Below are 17,004 nucleotides of genomic sequence, written 5' to 3'. Positions count from 1 at the left end.
AGAGATCCTCTCTCAGGTTCGATTCACAGCGCTTTGCGGCATATCGTCGGCAGCGCTCAGTTCGCGCACCGCAATATAACGTTCGCTGCGACGGGTGCGATCCAGCACCTGTCCTACCAATTGGCCACAGGCAGCGTCGATGTCTTCACCACGGGTGGTGCGCACGGTGACGTTGTAGCCAGCCTGGTGCAGTTGATCCTGGAAACGGCGGATGGCGTTGTTGCTCGGACGCTCGTAGCCAGAATGTGGAAACGGGTTGAACGGAATCAGGTTGATCTTGCACGGGGTGTTCTTGAGCAACTCGATCATCTCGACCGCGTGTTCGACCTTGTCGTTGATGTCCTTGAGCATGGTGTACTCAATGGTCAGCACGCGTTTCTCGCCCAAGGTCGCCATGTAACGCTGGCAGGATTCGAGCAGCATCTTAAGCGGATACTTCTTGTTGATCGGCACCAATTGGTTACGCAATGCGTCATTGGGTGCGTGCAGCGACAACGCCAGGGAGACGTCGATGTGCTTGGCCAGCTCATCGATCATCGGTACCACGCCGGAGGTCGACAGGGTCACACGGCGCTTGGAGATGCCGTAGCCCAGGTCGTCCATCATCAGGTGCATGGCCGCAATCACGTTGTCGAAGTTCAGCAGCGGCTCACCCATGCCCATCATCACCACGTTGGTGATGGCACGGTCGACGGTCGCCGGGACGCTGCCAAAAGATTTGTTGGCAATCCACACCTGGCCGATCACTTCGGCGGCGGTAAGGTTGCTATTGAAGCCTTGCTTGCCGGTGGAGCAGAAACTGCAATCCAGGGCACAGCCTGCCTGGGACGAAACGCACAAGGTGCCGCGCTTGCCCTGGGGAATGTACACGGTCTCGACGCAGCTGCCGGACGCCACGCGCACCACCCATTTACGGGTGCCGTCGCTGGAGATGTCCTCGCTGACCACTTCGGGGCCACGCACTTCAGCAATGGCCTTGAGCTTGTCGCGCAGGGCCTTGCTGACGTTCGTCATGGCGTCGAAATCATCGACGCCAAAGTGGTGAATCCATTTCATTACCTGACCGGCACGGAAACGCTTCTCCCCGATTGAGTCGAAGAATTTTTCCATTTCCTGTTGAGTCAGACCCAGCAGGTTGGTTTTTACAGTCGATGTCGTCATGGATTCACCCTCACTCTTTAAGCCGATGCTTAGCGAGTGGTTACTTCAGTAGCTGCGAAGAAGTACGAGATTTCGCGAGCAGCAGCGGCTTCGGAGTCCGAACCGTGTACAGCGTTGGCGTCGATGGAGTCAGCGAAATCAGCACGGATGGTGCCGGCAGCTGCTTCTTTAGGGTTGGTAGCGCCCATCAGCTCACGGTTCAGAGCGATAGCGTTTTCGCCTTCCAGAACCTGAACAACAACAGGACCGGAGATCATGAAGGCAACCAGGTCGCCGAAGAAGCCACGAGCGCTGTGCTCAGCGTAGAAGCCTTCAGCTTCAGCCTTGGACAGTTGCTTGAGTTTCGAAGCTACAACCTTCAGGCCGGCTTTTTCGAAACGAGTGGTGATCTCGCCGATGACGTTTTTTGCAACAGCGTCAGGCTTGATGATGGAGAAAGTACGTTGAACAGCCATGGTGTAACTCCAGAAACGGTAATTTACGAAAAATTAAACCCGCGAATTATACGCGGGTTCTTGGGTATTGCCTAACCTGCGTAAGGGCGGCGTCAGTCCTGTTCTTCTTTCCAGGCAGTCTGGATAGCTTCCAGAACCTTTTCGCCACCGCGATCGCGCTCATCATCAAAGCCTGGCAAGGCCATGACCATGTCACGCAAAGCAACAAAATTCAGGGAATAGGGATCCATATCCGGGTTGCCGTCGGCCAACAGGATAGCGATCTCTTGCACATCAACCCATTTAAGACTCATGACACTTCCTTGAATCAGTGCGGCGCTTCGGCAGCATGGTTGAGCGAATATTTCGGAATTTCGACGGTGATGTCTTCAGTCCCGACCTTTGCCTGACAGCTTAGGCGAGAAGTGGCCTCCAGGCCCCAGGCCCGGTCAAGAAAGTCCTCTTCCAGCTCATCGGCTTCTTCCAGGCTATTGAAGCCCTCGCGAATTACACAATGGCAGGTGGTGCAGGCGCACACACCACCACAGGCACTTTCGATCTCGATGTGGTTGTCATGGGCAACTTCGAGGATGGACTTGCCGGTCTCAGCCTCAACAACCATACCGTCCGGGCAATGCTCGGCGTGTGGCAGAAAAATGACCTGCGGCATTAATTATTCCTCGATTTCATTCAGGTTGCGCCCGGCCAGTGCGGCTTTCACCGTCTGATCCATGCGGCGGGCGGCAAAGGCGTCAGTGACCTGCGACAAGCGCTTGGTCTGTTGCTCGATGGCATAACCATCGTTGCCTTTCATCAGTTCGGCCAGCTCCTGCATCTGCAGGTCGATAACCATGCGTTCTTCGGCATCCAGCAGACGCTCGCCGTCGGCGTCAAGGGCGCCCTGCACCGCTTCGAGCAGGCGCTGGGCATCCACTTGCTGCTCACGCAGCACGCGCGCGACCTTGTCGTCACCGGCGTATTGGAACGAGTCCTTGAGCATCTTGGCAATTTCGCCGTCAGTCAGACCGTAGGACGGCTTGACCTGGATGCTCGCTTCCACGCCCGAACCCAATTCACGCGCCGCGACACTGAGCAGGCCGTCGGCGTCGACCTGGAAGGTCACGCGAATCTTAGCCGCACCCGCGACCATGGCCGGGATACCGCGCAATTCAAAGCGCGCCAGGGAACGGCAGTCGCTGATCAGCTCGCGCTCACCTTGCAGCACATGAATCATCATGGCCGTCTGGCCATCTTTGTAGGTGGTGAAATCTTGGGCGCGGGCAACGGGGATGGTGGTGTTACGTGGAATCACCTTCTCCATCAGCCCGCCCATGGTTTCCAGCCCCAGGGACAGCGGGATCACGTCGAGCAGCAGCAGCTCGCCGCCATCGCGCTTGTTGCCGGCCAGGGTATCGGCCTGGATGGCAGCGCCGATGGCAACCACTTGGTCCGGGTCGATTTCTGTCAGCGGCTGACGGCCAAAGGCTTCGGCAACGGCTTCGCGAACGCGCGGAACGCGGGTGGAACCACCGACCATGACCACGGCACCGACATCCTCCAGCTCGATACCGGAATCACGCACGGCGCGACGGCAGGCTTTCAGGCTGCGGGCAACCATCGGCTCGATCAACGAATCGAAGGCTTCACGAGTCAGCTGGGCGCACCAACTGCCATAGGAAACTTCAACAGAAGCAGCGTCAGTCAGCGCCTCTTTAGCTGCACAGGCAGCTTGCAGCAAGTTACGCTGCTCGCCCGGATCCAGATCAGCCGACAAGCCGGCGCTGCTGATGATCCAACCCGCGATGGCGTGGTCTAAGTCATCGCCGCCCAGTGCCGTATCGCCACCGGTAGCCAGTACTTCGAACACACCGCCGATCAGGCGCAGGATCGAAATATCAAAGGTTCCGCCGCCCAAGTCGTAGATGGCGACGAGGCCTTCCGCGTGTTGGTCCAGGCCATAGGCCACGGCGGCCGCGGTCGGCTCGTTGAGCAGGCGCAGCACGTTCAGGCCGGCGAGCTTCGCCGCGTCCTTGGTGGCTTGGCGTTGCGCATCATCGAAATAAGCCGGGACGGTGATCACAGCACCGACCAGTTCGCCACCCAAGGTGGTTTCCGCGCGCTGGCGCAGCACCTTGAGGATATCCGCCGACACTTCCACCGGGCTTTTCGGCCCCTGGACCGTGTCGATGAACGGCATGTGGGATTCGCCGCCCACAAAGCGGTACGGCAGTTGGTCACCCAATTGCTTGACGTCGGACAGACCACGACCCATCAAGCGCTTGACCGACAGCACGGTGTTCAAAGGATCGGTAGACGCCGCCAACTTGGCTGACTCACCGACTTCCGTGCGGTCAGCGTGATAGCGCACGGCGGACGGCAGGATCACCTGGCCATCAGCGTCGGGCAGCGGCTCGGACAGGCCGCTGCGCAAGGCAGCAACCAGGGAATTGGTGGTGCCCAGGTCAATCCCCACCGCCAGACGACGCTGGTGCGGTTGAGGGCTTTGGCCGGGTTCGGCGATTTGCAGTAGAGCCATGGTAATCAGGTCTTATCTGTCTATCAGGCGTGCATCACGGGCAGCACTGGGTTAATCGTCGAGGCGCTCTTCTAGCTGGCGCACTTCGTAGGTGAGCTTGTCGAGGAACTGCATGCGCCGCATCAGGCGCTCGGCCTGTTCACGCTGCGCTGCATCGTCCCAACAAGCTGCGAAGCTTTCGTTGAGCTCATCCTGGGCAACTTTCAGACGACGCTTGAACACTGCGACACCTGCCACATCGGCTTCGTCCTGCAGGTCTTCGAGCTCTTCGCGCCACTGCATCTGCTGCATCAGGAAGTCGGGGTCGTGCACCGTGACTTCCAGCGGCAGCTCACCACCGTTCATCGCGAGCAGGTAACGCGCGCGCTTCGGAGGACTTTTAAGGGTCTGATAGGCTTCGTTGAGGCTGGCCGATTGCTCCAGCGCCAGGCGTTGCTCACGCTCGGAAGCGTCAGCGAAGCGGTCCGGATGCACCCCACGCGCCAATTCTCGGTAGCGCGTGGCAAGCTGCTCGAGGTCCAGCCGAAAACTCGGCTGCAGCTCGAATAAAGCGAAATGACAAGGAGTACCCACGAATAGCCTCAGATGTTGAAGCTTTCGCCGCAGCCACACTCACCGCGTACGTTGGGGTTGTTGAACTTGAAGCCTTCGTTCAACCCTTCCTTGACGAAATCGAGCTCGGTGCCGTCCAGGTAGGTCAGGCTTTTAGGGTCGATGATCACTTTCTCGCCGTGACTTTCGAACACCTGGTCTTCCTCAACCACCTCGTCGACGAACTCCAGCACATAGGCAAGGCCGGAACAGCCCGTGGTGCGCACACCCAGACGAATCCCCTCACCTTTACCGCGCCCATCCAGGGAGCGTCGCACGTGCCGCGCAGCCGCTTCTGTCATGCTGATAGCCATCGTTGACTCCTTACTCGTCGCCAAATGCTTAGATCAAGCCTTTCTTCTGCTTGTAGTCGCGAACGGCCGCCTTGATGGCGTCTTCAGCGAGTACGGAGCAGTGAATTTTCACTGGCGGCAGGGCCAGCTCTTCGGCCAGCTGGGTGTTGCTGATAGTCACAGCCTCATCCAGGGTCTTGCCTTTCATCCATTCGGTCGCCAGGGAGCTGGAGGCGATGGCCGAACCGCAGCCGTAAGTCTTGAACTTGGCGTCTTCGATAACGCCAGCTTCGTTGACCTTGATCTGCAGGCGCATCACATCGCCGCACGCCGGAGCGCCAACCATGCCGGTGCCGACATCAGGGTCTTCCGCATCCATCTTGCCGACGTTGCGCGGGTTTTCGTAGTGGTCGATGACCTTTTCGCTGTAAGCCATGGTACTGAATCCTCACTCATCAGGGCCGCTCTGGAACCCTGTAAAAACGCCTGCGTTTTCCGCCACGTTCCTACAGAGCTTGGGTGGCGGCTTCTATAGTTAGTGTGCCGCCCACTCGATCTTGGAAATATCGACACCGTCTTTGTACATGTCCCACAGCGGCGACAGAACGCGCAGCTTGTTGACGGCTTCGCAGACTTTCTGCGCGGCGTAGTCGACTTGCTCTTCGGTGGTGAAACGGCCAAACGTAAAGCGGATCGAGCTGTGTGCCAGTTCGTCGTTGCGGCCCAGGGCGCGCAGTACGTACGAAGGCTCAAGGGACGCCGAGGTGCAGGCCGAACCGGACGACACCGCCAGATCCTTGAGCGCCATGATCAGCGACTCGCCTTCGACGTAGTTGAAGCTCAAATTCAGGTTGTGCGGTACACGAGCAGTCATGCTGCCGTTGATGTACAGCTCTTCAAGGTTCTCGACCTGCTTGTAGAAGCGATCGCTCAGAGCCTTGATACGTACGTTTTCGGCAGCCATGTCTTCCTTGGCTACACGGAAAGCTTCGCCCATGCCGACGATCTGATGGGTCGCCAAGGTGCCTGAACGCATGCCGCGCTCGTGACCGCCGCCGTGCATGGTGGCTTCGATGCGCACGCGTGGCTTACGGCTCACGTACAGCGCGCCGATACCTTTAGGGCCATAGGTCTTGTGGGCCGAGAACGACATCAGGTCGACTTTCAGCTTGGACAGGTCGATGTCGACCTTGCCGGTGGACTGAGCAGCGTCGACGTGCAGCAGAATGCCCTTGGAGCGAGTCAGCTCGCCGATGGCCGCGATGTCGTTGATGGTGCCGATTTCGTTGTTCACGTGGATCACGGAAACCAGGATGGTGTCTTCACGCAGCGCGGCTTCGATCATGGCCGGGGTGACGATACCGTCGGTGGTTGGCTCGAGGTAAGTGACCTCGAAACCTTCACGCTCCAGTTGGCGCATGGTGTCGAGGACAGCCTTGTGCTCAATCTTGGTGGTGATCAGGTGCTTGCCTTTGGTCGCGTAGAAATGCGCCGCGCCCTTGATAGCCAGGTTGTCGGATTCGGTGGCACCGGAGGTCCAGACGATTTCACGCGGGTCTGCACCGACCAGGTCAGCAACCTGGCGACGAGCGTTCTCGACCGCTTCCTCGGCTTTCCAGCCGAAAACGTGGGAACGGGAGGCCGGGTTGCCGAAGTTTCCGTCGACCAGCAGGCATTCGCTCATCTTTTGCGCGACACGCGGATCAACCGGGGTGGTCGCTGAGTAATCAAGGTAAATCGGCAATTTCATGGACTTTCTCCTAAATCAGGCTGGCTGGCGTGCCGTTAGCTCTGCGGCTGTCACTCGACGGCGGACGCTTCGATCTTGTCCAGACGCGGCGCCTTGGTATTGCAACGGCGCTGGTCCTGACGCTGGGCTACTTCTTGCACCTCACGGCGAGTCACAAGATCAGCCAAGCTGATACCACTCAAAAACTCATGGATCTGCAGGCTCAGGTCACACCACAAGTGGTGTGTCAGGCAGGTGTCGCCGGCGTGGCAGTCACCCAGGCCCTGGCATTTGGTCGCATCGACGGATTCGTTGACCGCGTCGATCACCTGGGCTACCTGAATGCCCTGCATGTCGCGGGACAGTTGATAGCCACCGCCCGGCCCACGCACGCTGGAGACCAGATTGCTACGACGCAATTTGGCGAACAGCTGCTCAAGGTAGGACAGGGAAATGCCTTGGCGCTCGGAGATATCGGCCAGGGACACCGGCCCAGTTTGCGCGTGCAAGGCCAGGTCAAGCATGGCAGTCACCGCGTATCGGCCTTTTGTAGTCAGTCTCATGGACAAGTACCAAGGTGTTTCAGAATGGGAGCAAGTATGCGATTCCCGAGTATTTAAGTCAACTATAAGACCTAGTACTTTAGTCAGGATTACCCGTAAAAAGGGCGCGCGAATCATAGCAGGATGGGGTCGCAACGAACAGCGGGAACAGGGCCAAGCAGGAATTCCGAGACTAATGGAGATCAAAAGTGGGAGGGACAAGCCCCCTCCCACAGGGGTTTTGTGGTGGTGATGAGACTTCAGCCGGCCTTGGTTGCAACTTCGTCCTTGATCTGCGCGAAGTCTTCTTCGCGCAACTCAGGCAGATCTTTCGCACAGTAGCTGCTGCCCAGCTCTTTCAGCGCTCCACACATACCGTCCAGCTTGCCGTCCACCGCTTGCAGGTGGTCAAGCAACTGACCGATGGCGCGCGCCACCGGATCAGGCATGTCTTCGCTGACACCGTAGGCGTCGAAACCGATTTTCTCGGCCATGGCCTTGCGCTTGGCCTCCTGCTCTTCGCCGACCTCCGGCTTGACGATGATTCGGCCAGGAATACCCACCACGGTTGCGCCAGGCGGCACAGCCTTGGTCACGACAGCATTGGAGCCAACCTTGGCACCCGCGCCGACAGTGAACGGACCAAGCACCTTGGCGCCCGCGCCCACCACTACGCCATCCTCCAGCGTCGGATGGCGCTTACCCTTGTTCCAACTGGTGCCGCCCAACGTCACGCCCTGGTACAGGGTCACGTCATCACCGATCTCGGCAGTCTCACCAATGACGATGCCCATACCGTGATCGATAAAGAAGCGACGCCCCACCTTGGCACCCGGGTGGATCTCAATCCCGGTCAACCAACGACCGAAGTTCGACACCAGCCGCGCCAGCCATTTCCAGCCCATATTCCACAAGGCACCAGACAGGCGATGGATCCAGATCGCGTGCATGCCCGGATAGCAGGTCAGCACTTCAAAGGCGTTGCGCGCCGCCGGGTCACGGTGGAAAACACTTTGGATATCTTCTCGCAAACGCTCGAACATTTTTAATCCTTCCGCTTAAGAAGCTCACCACGGGCCGCTTTCTGGGTTTCCGTGAGGATGCCACGCAATATATTCATTTCCGCTCGGCTGACCGAGCTGCGCCCGTACAGGCGGCGCAAGCGCGCCATTAAGTGGCGTGGTTTTTCCGGATCAAGGAATTCGATGGCCACCAGGGTTTGCTCCAGGTGTTCATAGAATCGCTCCAGCTCGTCCATGGTGGCCAGCTCGCCACTTTTGGTCGATGCCACTTCATCCTTTTCAACCTTGCTCGGCTGCCCTTCTGCGGCCAGCCAGGCCATGCGCACTTCGTAACTTAACACCTGCACCGCAGCCCCGAGGTTCAGCGAGCTGAACTCGGGGTCTGATGGAATGTGCACGTGGTAATGACATCGCTGCAGCTCTTCGTTGGTCAGGCCGGAGTCTTCACGGCCAAACACCAGGGCGATTTCAGCTCCACCGGCCGCCTCCTCCACCACTTTGGTCCCGCACTCGCGTGGGTCCAGCAGCGGCCAGGGAATACGGCGGTCACGGGCGCTGGTGCCGAGCACGAGATTGCAGCCGACCAAGGCGTCTTCCAGGGTGGCGACGACCTGGGCTTTTTCCAGGATGTCATTGGCGCCGGATGCGCGGGCATCGGCCTCGTGGTGCGGGAACACGCGCGGTTCGACCAGCACCAGACGCGTCAACCCCATGTTTTTCATGGCTCGCGCCACCCCACCGATATTGCCGGGATGACTGGTATTGACCAAGACGACACGAATGTTTTGCAGCAAGGGAGGCGCTCTCGGACACGGGAAAGGGGAGCAAATCTTACAGAACAGCCTAAGGTTATGCCATGAAAGCTAACGTCGTCCTTCACCTGAAGAAAGTTTCTGCTAGAATGCTCGGCTTTCTTTAACAACCTTAGGTGACACATCCATGCAGCCCATGCTGAATATCGCGCTGCGCGCCGCCCGCAGCGCCAGTGAATTGATCTTCCGCTCCATCGAGCGCCTGGATACCATCAAGGTCGACGAAAAAGACGCCAAGGATTACGTATCCGAGGTGGACCGCGCCGCCGAACAGAAAATCATCGACGCGCTGCGCAAGGCCTACCCTACCCACGGCATCCTCGGCGAAGAAACCGGCCTGCACAAAGGCAGCGGCGAAGGCGAAGACTACCTGTGGATCATCGACCCACTGGATGGCACCACCAACTTCCTGCGCGGCATCCCGCACTTTGCCGTGAGCATTGCCTGCAAATACCGTGGCCGCCTGGAACACGCTGTCGTGCTTGACCCGGTTCGCCAGGAAGAATTCACCGCCAGCCGTGGCCGTGGCGCCCAACTGAACGGTCGTCGCCTGCGCGTCAGCGGTCGCACCAGCCTGGACGGCGCCCTGCTGGGTACCGGGTTCCCGTTCCGTGACGACCAGATGGACAACCTGGAAAACTACCTGGGCATGTTCCGCGCCCTGGTTGGCCAGACCGCCGGCATCCGTCGCGCTGGCGCGGCAAGCCTGGACCTGGCTTACGTGGCGGCCGGTCGTTTTGATGCGTTCTGGGAGTCGGGCCTGTCCGAGTGGGACATGGCTGCAGGCGCCCTGCTGATCCAAGAGGCCGGCGGCCTGGTGAGCGACTTCACCGGCGGTCATGACTTCCTGGAAAAAGGCCACGTGGTTGCCGGCAACACCAAATGCTTCAAGGCAGTACTGACGGCGATCCAGCCGCACCTGCCGGCTTCGCTGAAGCGCTAAGCGAGCGAGCACAAAAAAGCACCCTACGGGGTGCTTTTTTTATGCCTGTGATTTGGTGCGGGCTTAAATACCAGCAGCACCACAAATCAAATGTGGGAGGGGGCGTGCCCCTCCCACACTTTGAACTGAACCAGGCTTTGGGATTACTGCTGGTTCTGACCCAGGACGAGACGCCCTTCCTTGTCGACCGGGATCTGACCACCTGGATCACGATCCATACGCACCGAACCTTCCTTGCCGTCCAGGGTGTAACGCACGTCGTAACCGACTACTTTGTCGCTGATGTCGTTGACGGTGTTACAGCGAGTCTGGGTAGTGGTGTAGGTATCGCGGTTCTGCATGCCTTCCTGAACCTTGTTACCAGCGTAACCACCACCGACCGCACCGGCTACGGTGGCCAGCTTCTTGCCGTTACCGCCACCGACCTGGTTACCCAACAGGCCACCGGCCAGCGCACCAACCACGGTACCGACGATCTGATGTTGATCCTGCACCGGCTTCTGCCGGGTCACCGCGACGTCCTTGCAGACCTCGCGAGGCGTTTTAATCTGGGTTTTCACCGGCTGCACCGCCAGCACTTGCGCATACTCAGGGCCGCTTTTTACCAGGCTGTAGGTGGCAACAGCACCCCCGGCAGTCACACCGACAGCACCCAATACCGCACCAACCAGTAACGACTTGTTCACATTGAACCTCCTGACCATCACAAACGGACCGAAAGATCCGCGCTATACCCAGCCTTGGAGCAAAAAAAAAGGCACGAGTTCAATACTCGTGCCTTTTTTGTAACAGCAGATCAACAAGCGCCCATCAAGGACGGTCGTCGACCTCCTTGCCCGTGGCGGCAGGAGGGATCAGGTCTTCGCTGTTGAGGTTCAGCCAGATCAGCACCACGTTGGCGATGTAGATCGACGAGTAGGTACCCGCCAGAACGCCTATGAACAGTGCCAGGGAGAAGCCCCACAGGTTGTCACCACCGAAGATCATCAGCGCCGCGATCGCCAGCAAAGTGGAAATCGACGTCGCCATGGTCCGCAGCAGGGTCTGGGTGGTCGAGATGTTGATGTTCTCGATCAGCGACGCCTTGCGCAGTACGCGGAAGTTCTCACGAACCCGGTCGAATACCACGATGGTGTCGTTGAGGGAGTAACCAATGATCGCCAGCACGGCCGCCAGTACGGTCAGGTCGAAGGTGATCTGGAAGTACGCCAGGATACCCACGGTCACGATCACGTCGTGGATCAGCGACACAATGGCGCCGACACCGAACTTCCACTGAAAACGGAATGCCAGGTAGATCATGATGCCGACCAGCGCCATCAGCATGCCGAGGCCGCCTTGGTCGCGCAGCTCTTCACCCACTTGCGGGCCCACGAACTCGACGCGCTTGACCGACGCAGGGTTGTCGCCACCGACCTTCTGCAAGGCTTCGGCTACCTGATGACCCAGCTGCGGGTCTTCGCCAGGCATACGCACCAGCAGGTCGGTGGTCGCACCGAAGCTCTGCACGATGGCTTCGTGATAGCCGGCTTTGACCAGCTCAGTGCGCACCAGGGTGACGTCGGCCGGCTTCTCGTAGGTCAGCTCGATGAGCGTACCGCCGGTGAAGTCCAGACCGTAGTTCAGGCCCTTATGGAACCAGCTGAACAACGCCAGAACGGTAAGGAGCACGGTGACGCCGAACGCAACGTTGCGAACGCCCATGAAGTTGATTGTACGTAACATGGCAGCCCCTTAAATCCACAACTTCTTGAAGTCACGCCCGCCAAAGATCAGGTTGACCATTGCGCGGGTCACCATGATGGCCGTGAACATCGAGGTAAAGATACCGAGGGACATGGTTACCGCAAAACCCTTGACCGGGCCGGTGCCCATGGCAAAGAGAATCCCGCCGACCAGCAATGTGGTCAGGTTGGAGTCGAGGATCGCGGTAAATGCCCGGCCGAAGCCTTCGTTGATTGCACGCTGTACGGTCATGCCCGCGGCGATCTCTTCACGAATCCGCGAGAAGATCAGCACGTTGGCGTCCACCGCCATACCCATGGTGAGAACGATACCGGCGATACCTGGCAGGGTCAGCGTAGCGCCCAGCAGCGACATCAGGGCCAGCAGCATCACCATGTTGCCCGCCAGGGCCACTGTGGCAATGATGCCGAAGAAGCGGTAGATGGCGATGATGAACAGCGAGACGAACAGCATGCCCCACAAGGCCGCGTCGATACCCTTGGTGATGTTGTCGGCACCCAGGCTCGGGCCGATGGTACGTTCTTCAGCGAAGTACATCGGTGCAGCCAGGCCACCGGCACGCAGCAACAGGGCCAGCTCCGAGGATTCGCCCTGGCCGTTCAGGCCGGTGATGCGGAATTGAGCACCCAGCGGCGACTGGATGGTCGCCAGGCTGATGATCTTCTTCTCTTCCTTGAAGGTTTGCACCGGAACGTCTTTCTCGACGCCGTTGACCATTTGCTTGGTGTAAGTGGTCACCGGGCGCTGCTCGATGAAGATCACAGCCATGCTGCGACCTACGTTGCTGCGCGTGGCGCGGCTCATCAGTTCGCCACCATGACCATCCAGGCGGATGTTCACTTCAGGACTACCGTGCTGCGAGTCGAAACCAGCCTTGGCGTCAGTTACCTGGTCACCGGTAATGATCAAGCCACGCTCGATCAGCGCTGGAGGACGGTTGCCTTCACGGAACTCGAACTCTTCGGAAGTCGCACGGGAAGCACCCGGCTCAGCCGCGAGACGGAACTCCAGGTTGGCGGTTTTACCCAGGATACGCTTGGCTTCAGCGGTGTCCTGCACGCCCGGCAGCTCAACTACGATGCGGTTGGCACCTTGGCGCTGAACGATCGGCTCGGCCACACCCAGCTCGTTGACGCGGTTACGTACCGTGGTCAAGTTCTGCTTGATGGAGTATTCGCGAATTTCTGCGATTTTGGCCGGGCTCATCGCCAGACGCAGTACAGCCTGACCATTCAGGTCGGCCGGTACGATGTCGAAATCGTTGAAGTTCTTGCGGATCAGCGCACGGGCCTGTTCGCGCGAGGCTTCATCAGAGAAGCCCAGCTGGATTGCACCGTTGAGCTGCGGCAGGCTGCGATAACGTAGCTTCTCTTTACGCAGCAGGCTCTTCACGTCGCCTTCATAGACTTTCAGGCGTGCGTCGAGGGCTTTGTCCATGTCGACTTCCAGCAGGAAGTGCACACCACCGGACAAGTCCAGACCCAGCTTCATCGGGTGCGCGCCAATGCTGCGCAACCACTGTGGCGTGGTCTGTGCCAGGTTCAGCGCAACGACGTAGTCGTCACCCATGGCCTTGCGTACGACATCTTTTGCCGGCAATTGGTCTTCTTGCTTGGTCAGGCGCAACAAGCCGCCCTTCGCACCAGCTGCCAATGTTGCCGCTTTAACCTGGATACCCGCGTCGGTCAGTGCCTTGCTCGCGCGTTCCAGATCAGCCTGGTTGACCTGCAGCGAAGTGCTGGCGCCAGTGATCTGGATCGCCGGGTCATCAGGGTAAAGATTGGGAGCGGAATAAATAAAACCGATCGCCAGCACCGCCAGGATCAGTACGTATTTCCACAGAGGGTATTTGTTCAGCATCACGCCGCCCGCTTATAACGCGGGGCGCCTTGCGCGCCCCGTCGATTGGTAAAGGTTGGAACTTAGATCGCTTTGAGCGTGCCTTTTGGCAGCGTGGCGGCGATGGCGCCCTTCTGGAACTTCATTTCTACGGTGTCGGAGACTTCCAGAATCACGAAAGCGTCGGAAACCTTGGTGATCTTGCCGGCGATACCGCCGGTGGTCACAACTTCGTCACCTTTCTGCAGGCTGCCCAGCAGGTTCTTCTGCTCTTTGGCACGCTTGGCCTGTGGACGCCAGATCATCAGGTAGAAGATGACCAGGAAGCCGACCAGGAAAATCCACTCGAAACCACCGCCCATAGGGCCGGCAGCAGCAGGCGCAGCGGCGTCAGCCATGGCGTTAGAGATAAAAAAGCTCATTTAGCACTCCAGTTGCAAATAGTGAATCTTAGGGTCGGAAAACTCAGTCCAAGGGCGGCACAGGGAGGCCGCGCTTGGCATAGAAGGCATCGACGAAGGCGGCCAATGTACCCTGTTGAATAGCCTCGCGCAAACCAGCCATCAGGACTTGGTAGTGACGCAAATTGTGGATGGTATTCAACATGCTACCCAGCATTTCCCCACACTTGTCCAGATGGTGCAGATAAGCACGGGAGAAGTTCTGGCAGGTGTAGCAATCACAGGTCGGATCCAGCGGCGAATCATCATGGCGATGGAACGCGTTACGGATCTTCAGCACGCCTGTATCAATGAACAGATGCCCATTGCGGGCATTACGGGTTGGCATCACGCAATCGAACATGTCCACACCGCGGCGCACACCCTCTACGAGATCCTCGGGTTTGCCAACACCCATAAGGTAACGAGGTTTTTCAGCAGGCATCAGGCCCGGCAGGTAATCCAGCACCTTGATCATCTCGTGCTTGGGCTCACCTACCGACAAACCGCCGATGGCGAGGCCGTCAAAGCCGATCTTGTCGAGGCCTTCCAGCGAGCGTTTGCGCAGGCTTTCATGCATGCCGCCCTGGACGATACCAAACAGCGCCGCGGTGTTGTCGCCGTGAGCGTTTTTCGAACGCTGGGCCCAACGCAGCGACAGCTCCATGGAGATGCGCGCGACGTCTTCATCAGCCGGATACGGCGTGCACTCGTCAAAAATCATCACGATGTCGGAGCCCAGGTCGCGCTGCACCTGCATCGACTCTTCCGGGCCCATGAACACTTTGGAACCGTCCACCGGCGAGGCGAAGGTCACGCCCTCTTCCTTGATCTTGCGCATGGCGCCCAGGCTGAACACCTGGAAACCACCCGAGTCAGTGAGGATCGGGCCTTGCCACTTCATGAAGTCATGCAGGTCGCCATGCTTCTTGATCACTTCCGTGCCTGGGCGCAGCCACAGGTGAAAGGTGTTGCCGAGAATGATCTCGGCGCCGGTGGCGACGATGTCACGGGGCAGCATGCCCTTGACGGTGCCGTAGGTGCCCACAGGCATGAATGCCGGAGTCTCGACGGTGCCGCGTGGAAAAGTCAGGCGGCCGCGACGGGCCTTGCCGTCGGTGGCCAATAATTCAAACGACATACGACTCATAAGGTTTCCTCTGGGCCGCGCGGCGCCGGATTGCGGGTGATAAACATCGCATCACCGTAGCTGAAAAAACGGTATCCATTGTCGATGGCGGCTTTATACGCTGCCATTGTTTCGGGATAACCCGCAAAGGCCGATACCAGCATCAACAGCGTGGATTCCGGCAAATGAAAGTTGGTGACCAGGCAATCGACCACATGGAACGGCCGGCCTGGGTAAATAAAGATATCGGTGTCGCCACTGAACGGTTTGAGCACGCCGTCGCGTGCCGCACTCTCCAGCGAACGCACGCTGGTGGTACCCACCGCTATCACCCGACCGCCGCGCGCCTTGCACGCCTCAACAGCGTCCACAACGTCTTGGCTGACTTCCAGCCATTCGCTGTGCATATGGTGATCTTCGATGTTCTCCACACGCACCGGCTGAAACGTACCGGCCCCCACGTGCAGGGTCACATAGGCAGTCTCGACCCCCTTGGCAGCAATCGCATCCAGCAGCGGCTGGTCAAAATGCAGCCCGGCAGTCGGCGCGGCGACCGCACCGAGGCGCTGGGAATACACCGTCTGATAGCGCTCGCGATCTGAGTCTTCATCAGGACGGTCGATATAAGGAGGCAATGGCATATGGCCGACGCGCTCCAACAGCGGCAAAACCTCTTCGGCAAACCGGAGCTCGAACAGCGCATCATGGCGCGCCACCATCTCAGCTTCACCCCCCCCTTCTATGAGGATGCTCGAACCCGGTTTCGGTGACTTGCTGGAGCGTACATGAGCCAGCACTCGATGGCTGTCCAGCACGCGCTCCACCAGAATTTCCAGCTTGCCGCCGGATGCTTTCTGGCCAAACAGCCGCGCCGGAATCACCCGGGTATTGTTGAACACCATCAGATCGCCCGGGCGTAAATGCTCAAGCAAATCAGTGAATTGACGGTGTGCGAGGGCACCGCTCACCCCGTCCAGGGTCAGCAGTCGACTGGCGCGACGCTCGGCCAAAGGGTGGCGAGCGATCAGCGAATCAGGGAGTTCAAAAGTAAAGTCAGCAACGCGCATGATGGGGTTCGTCTAGCAGGGCCGGGAAGTCTAGCGGAAATAGTGAAAATAGACCATGAAACGTGATTGACCAACGGTAATCTCATCTCTATACTTCGCCGCCATTGAGCCCTGATGGCGGAATTGGTAGACGCGGCGGATTCAAAATCCGTTTTCGAAAGGAGTGGGAGTTCGAGTCTCCCTCGGGGCACCATCTTAAAGAAAGACCTTGAATTTCAAGGTCTTTTTTTTCGCCTGCAGAAAAGTGAGGACTTGAAGCCCTGAGGCTGCAATGGCGCTCAGAGAGCGAGATAACGCGATACCCACCCCACCCAGCATAAAATCCAGCAAAGCCTCTCAGGGGCACTCTAAGGACGCCGAAAACACCTCTACTCATTATCAATGAGCCCATACGGACCATAGCTCGTACTTCGAGCTGGAATAGTGCTTTTCCTAATCCTCGCAAAGGGTCCATAAAGATTCAGGAGGGTGTTAGCACGTCCATTGATAGATGCTGACTCTAGATAGATCCGATGCCTGCCAGGGGAGAAGTAATGGGACGACCGCAGCAATTTTATCGCCGAGAACAGTCGAGAACTCACCCTAGAAATTTTTAGCGCACTTTTCGACCGATCAAAACAAAACCCCATCTGCTTTCGCAAATGGGGTTTCGGAATTTAATCTTGACGATGACCTACTCTCACATGGGGAAACCCCACACTACCATCGGCGATGCATCGT

The 17,004-nt window shown here is 58.6% G+C and carries 19 protein-coding genes and 1 tRNA gene; 2 read left to right on the top strand and 18 right to left on the bottom strand.

All coding sequences use genetic code 11. The features are described from left to right. Positions 1-12 precede the first annotated feature (12 nt). From rlmN to trmJ, 12 genes are all read right to left on the bottom strand, one after another. Positions 13-1,161, bottom strand: coding sequence for a 23S rRNA (adenine(2503)-C(2))-methyltransferase RlmN (gene rlmN, locus J1G35_RS19205; RefSeq protein WP_053135498.1), 1,149 nt, complete (start codon positions 1,159-1,161; stop codon positions 13-15). 29 nt (positions 1,162-1,190) lie between these two features. Beyond that, positions 1,191-1,616, bottom strand: coding sequence for a nucleoside-diphosphate kinase (gene ndk / locus J1G35_RS19200; protein WP_017846179.1), 426 nt, complete (start codon positions 1,614-1,616; stop codon positions 1,191-1,193). 92 nt (positions 1,617-1,708) lie between these two features. Continuing rightward, on the bottom strand, positions 1,709-1,909 hold the full coding sequence (gene iscX / locus J1G35_RS19195) for a Fe-S cluster assembly protein IscX (protein WP_017846180.1): 201 nt from the start codon (positions 1,907-1,909) through the stop codon (positions 1,709-1,711). Positions 1,910-1,923: 14 nt separating this feature from the next. After that, positions 1,924-2,265, bottom strand: coding sequence for an ISC system 2Fe-2S type ferredoxin (fdx, locus tag J1G35_RS19190; protein ID WP_015885743.1), 342 nt, complete (start codon positions 2,263-2,265; stop codon positions 1,924-1,926). A gap of 3 nt (positions 2,266-2,268) precedes the next feature. After that, on the bottom strand, positions 2,269-4,131 hold the full coding sequence (gene hscA, locus J1G35_RS19185) for a Fe-S protein assembly chaperone HscA (protein ID WP_223015735.1): 1,863 nt from the start codon (positions 4,129-4,131) through the stop codon (positions 2,269-2,271). A gap of 51 nt (positions 4,132-4,182) precedes the next feature. Continuing rightward, a complete protein-coding gene (gene hscB / locus J1G35_RS19180) occupies positions 4,183-4,704 on the bottom strand; it encodes a co-chaperone HscB (protein WP_027605413.1) in 522 nt (173 codons plus the stop codon). A gap of 8 nt (positions 4,705-4,712) precedes the next feature. Then, on the bottom strand, positions 4,713-5,036 hold the full coding sequence (iscA, locus tag J1G35_RS19175; protein WP_048722793.1) for an iron-sulfur cluster assembly protein IscA: 324 nt from the start codon (positions 5,034-5,036) through the stop codon (positions 4,713-4,715). Between the two features lie 28 nt (positions 5,037-5,064). After that, on the bottom strand, positions 5,065-5,451 hold the full coding sequence (gene iscU, locus J1G35_RS19170) for a Fe-S cluster assembly scaffold IscU (RefSeq protein WP_010565229.1): 387 nt from the start codon (positions 5,449-5,451) through the stop codon (positions 5,065-5,067). 99 nt (positions 5,452-5,550) lie between these two features. Further along, positions 5,551-6,765, bottom strand: a complete 1,215-nt coding sequence (locus J1G35_RS19165; RefSeq protein ID WP_017530022.1) for an IscS subfamily cysteine desulfurase — start codon at positions 6,763-6,765, stop codon at positions 5,551-5,553. Positions 6,766-6,815: 50 nt separating this feature from the next. After that, on the bottom strand, positions 6,816-7,307 hold the full coding sequence (iscR, locus tag J1G35_RS19160) for a Fe-S cluster assembly transcriptional regulator IscR (RefSeq protein WP_003194020.1): 492 nt from the start codon (positions 7,305-7,307) through the stop codon (positions 6,816-6,818). A gap of 239 nt (positions 7,308-7,546) precedes the next feature. Then, positions 7,547-8,329: a serine O-acetyltransferase gene (gene cysE, locus J1G35_RS19155; protein ID WP_223015734.1), complete on the bottom strand. Its 783-nt coding sequence runs from the start codon at positions 8,327-8,329 to the stop codon at positions 7,547-7,549. A gap of 2 nt (positions 8,330-8,331) precedes the next feature. Continuing rightward, on the bottom strand, positions 8,332-9,102 hold the full coding sequence (trmJ, locus tag J1G35_RS19150; protein ID WP_003210307.1) for a tRNA (cytosine(32)/uridine(32)-2'-O)-methyltransferase TrmJ: 771 nt from the start codon (positions 9,100-9,102) through the stop codon (positions 8,332-8,334). A gap of 145 nt (positions 9,103-9,247) precedes the next feature. On the opposite strand from trmJ, the gene suhB reads away from it, so the two are divergent. Continuing rightward, a complete protein-coding gene (suhB, locus tag J1G35_RS19145; RefSeq protein WP_003175971.1) occupies positions 9,248-10,063 on the top strand; it encodes an inositol-phosphate phosphatase in 816 nt (271 codons plus the stop codon). A gap of 143 nt (positions 10,064-10,206) precedes the next feature. Here suhB and J1G35_RS19140 read toward each other — a convergent pair whose 3' ends face one another. From J1G35_RS19140 to queA, 6 genes are all read right to left on the bottom strand, one after another. After that, entirely contained in the window at positions 10,207-10,749 is a 543-nt protein-coding gene (locus J1G35_RS19140) for a glycine zipper 2TM domain-containing protein (protein WP_015885750.1), read from the bottom strand. A 124-nt stretch (positions 10,750-10,873) separates the two neighbouring features. Next, positions 10,874-11,788, bottom strand: a complete 915-nt coding sequence (gene secF / locus J1G35_RS19135; RefSeq protein ID WP_223015733.1) for a protein translocase subunit SecF — start codon at positions 11,786-11,788, stop codon at positions 10,874-10,876. A gap of 9 nt (positions 11,789-11,797) precedes the next feature. Beyond that, positions 11,798-13,669 carry a protein translocase subunit SecD gene (gene secD / locus J1G35_RS19130; protein ID WP_223015732.1) on the bottom strand — a complete coding sequence of 624 codons (1,872 nt, stop codon included), beginning with the start codon at positions 13,667-13,669 and terminating at the stop codon, positions 11,798-11,800. A gap of 62 nt (positions 13,670-13,731) precedes the next feature. Beyond that, positions 13,732-14,070: a preprotein translocase subunit YajC gene (gene yajC, locus J1G35_RS19125; RefSeq protein ID WP_053135483.1), complete on the bottom strand. Its 339-nt coding sequence runs from the start codon at positions 14,068-14,070 to the stop codon at positions 13,732-13,734. Between the two features lie 43 nt (positions 14,071-14,113). Next, on the bottom strand, positions 14,114-15,229 hold the full coding sequence (gene tgt / locus J1G35_RS19120) for a tRNA guanosine(34) transglycosylase Tgt (protein ID WP_162303237.1): 1,116 nt from the start codon (positions 15,227-15,229) through the stop codon (positions 14,114-14,116). Positions 15,230-15,234: 5 nt separating this feature from the next. Then, a complete protein-coding gene (queA, locus tag J1G35_RS19115) occupies positions 15,235-16,284 on the bottom strand; it encodes a tRNA preQ1(34) S-adenosylmethionine ribosyltransferase-isomerase QueA (RefSeq protein WP_223015731.1) in 1,050 nt (349 codons plus the stop codon). A gap of 108 nt (positions 16,285-16,392) precedes the next feature. Between queA and J1G35_RS19110 the strand changes: the two genes are divergently transcribed. Then, positions 16,393-16,477: transfer RNA gene (locus J1G35_RS19110), tRNA-Leu, on the top strand. Positions 16,478-17,004 lie beyond the last annotated feature (527 nt).

This window comes from Pseudomonas sp. SH10-3B (assembly GCF_019891415.1).
GTDB lineage: Bacteria > Pseudomonadota > Gammaproteobacteria > Pseudomonadales > Pseudomonadaceae > Aquipseudomonas.
Note: the sequence above shows the minus strand (reverse complement) of the source record. Positions and strands in the feature narration are given on the sequence as shown.

What these genes read in the sequence shown, in the direction of transcription:
- rlmN (WP_053135498.1), bottom strand. Translation starts at nt 1,161, where the DNA reads ATGACGACATCGACTGTAAAAACCAACCTGCTGGGTCTGACTCAACAG.
- ndk (WP_017846179.1), bottom strand. Translation starts at nt 1,616, where the DNA reads ATGGCTGTTCAACGTACTTTCTCCATCATCAAGCCTGACGCTGTTGCA.
- iscX (WP_017846180.1), bottom strand. Translation starts at nt 1,909, where the DNA reads ATGAGTCTTAAATGGGTTGATGTGCAAGAGATCGCTATCCTGTTGGCC.
- fdx (WP_015885743.1), bottom strand. Translation starts at nt 2,265, where the DNA reads ATGCCGCAGGTCATTTTTCTGCCACACGCCGAGCATTGCCCGGACGGT.
- hscA (WP_223015735.1), bottom strand. Translation starts at nt 4,131, where the DNA reads ATGGCTCTACTGCAAATCGCCGAACCCGGCCAAAGCCCTCAACCGCAC.
- iscA (WP_048722793.1), bottom strand. Translation starts at nt 5,036, where the DNA reads ATGGCTATCAGCATGACAGAAGCGGCTGCGCGGCACGTGCGACGCTCC.
- iscU (WP_010565229.1), bottom strand. Translation starts at nt 5,451, where the DNA reads ATGGCTTACAGCGAAAAGGTCATCGACCACTACGAAAACCCGCGCAAC.
- J1G35_RS19165 (WP_017530022.1), bottom strand. Translation starts at nt 6,765, where the DNA reads ATGAAATTGCCGATTTACCTTGATTACTCAGCGACCACCCCGGTTGAT.
- iscR (WP_003194020.1), bottom strand. Translation starts at nt 7,307, where the DNA reads ATGAGACTGACTACAAAAGGCCGATACGCGGTGACTGCCATGCTTGAC.
- cysE (WP_223015734.1), bottom strand. Translation starts at nt 8,329, where the DNA reads ATGTTCGAGCGTTTGCGAGAAGATATCCAAAGTGTTTTCCACCGTGAC.
- suhB (WP_003175971.1), top strand. Translation starts at nt 9,248, where the DNA reads ATGCAGCCCATGCTGAATATCGCGCTGCGCGCCGCCCGCAGCGCCAGT.
- secF (WP_223015733.1), bottom strand. Translation starts at nt 11,788, where the DNA reads ATGTTACGTACAATCAACTTCATGGGCGTTCGCAACGTTGCGTTCGGC.
- secD (WP_223015732.1), bottom strand. Translation starts at nt 13,669, where the DNA reads ATGCTGAACAAATACCCTCTGTGGAAATACGTACTGATCCTGGCGGTG.
- yajC (WP_053135483.1), bottom strand. Translation starts at nt 14,070, where the DNA reads ATGAGCTTTTTTATCTCTAACGCCATGGCTGACGCCGCTGCGCCTGCT.
- tgt (WP_162303237.1), bottom strand. Translation starts at nt 15,229, where the DNA reads ATGTCGTTTGAATTATTGGCCACCGACGGCAAGGCCCGTCGCGGCCGC.
- queA (WP_223015731.1), bottom strand. Translation starts at nt 16,284, where the DNA reads ATGCGCGTTGCTGACTTTACTTTTGAACTCCCTGATTCGCTGATCGCT.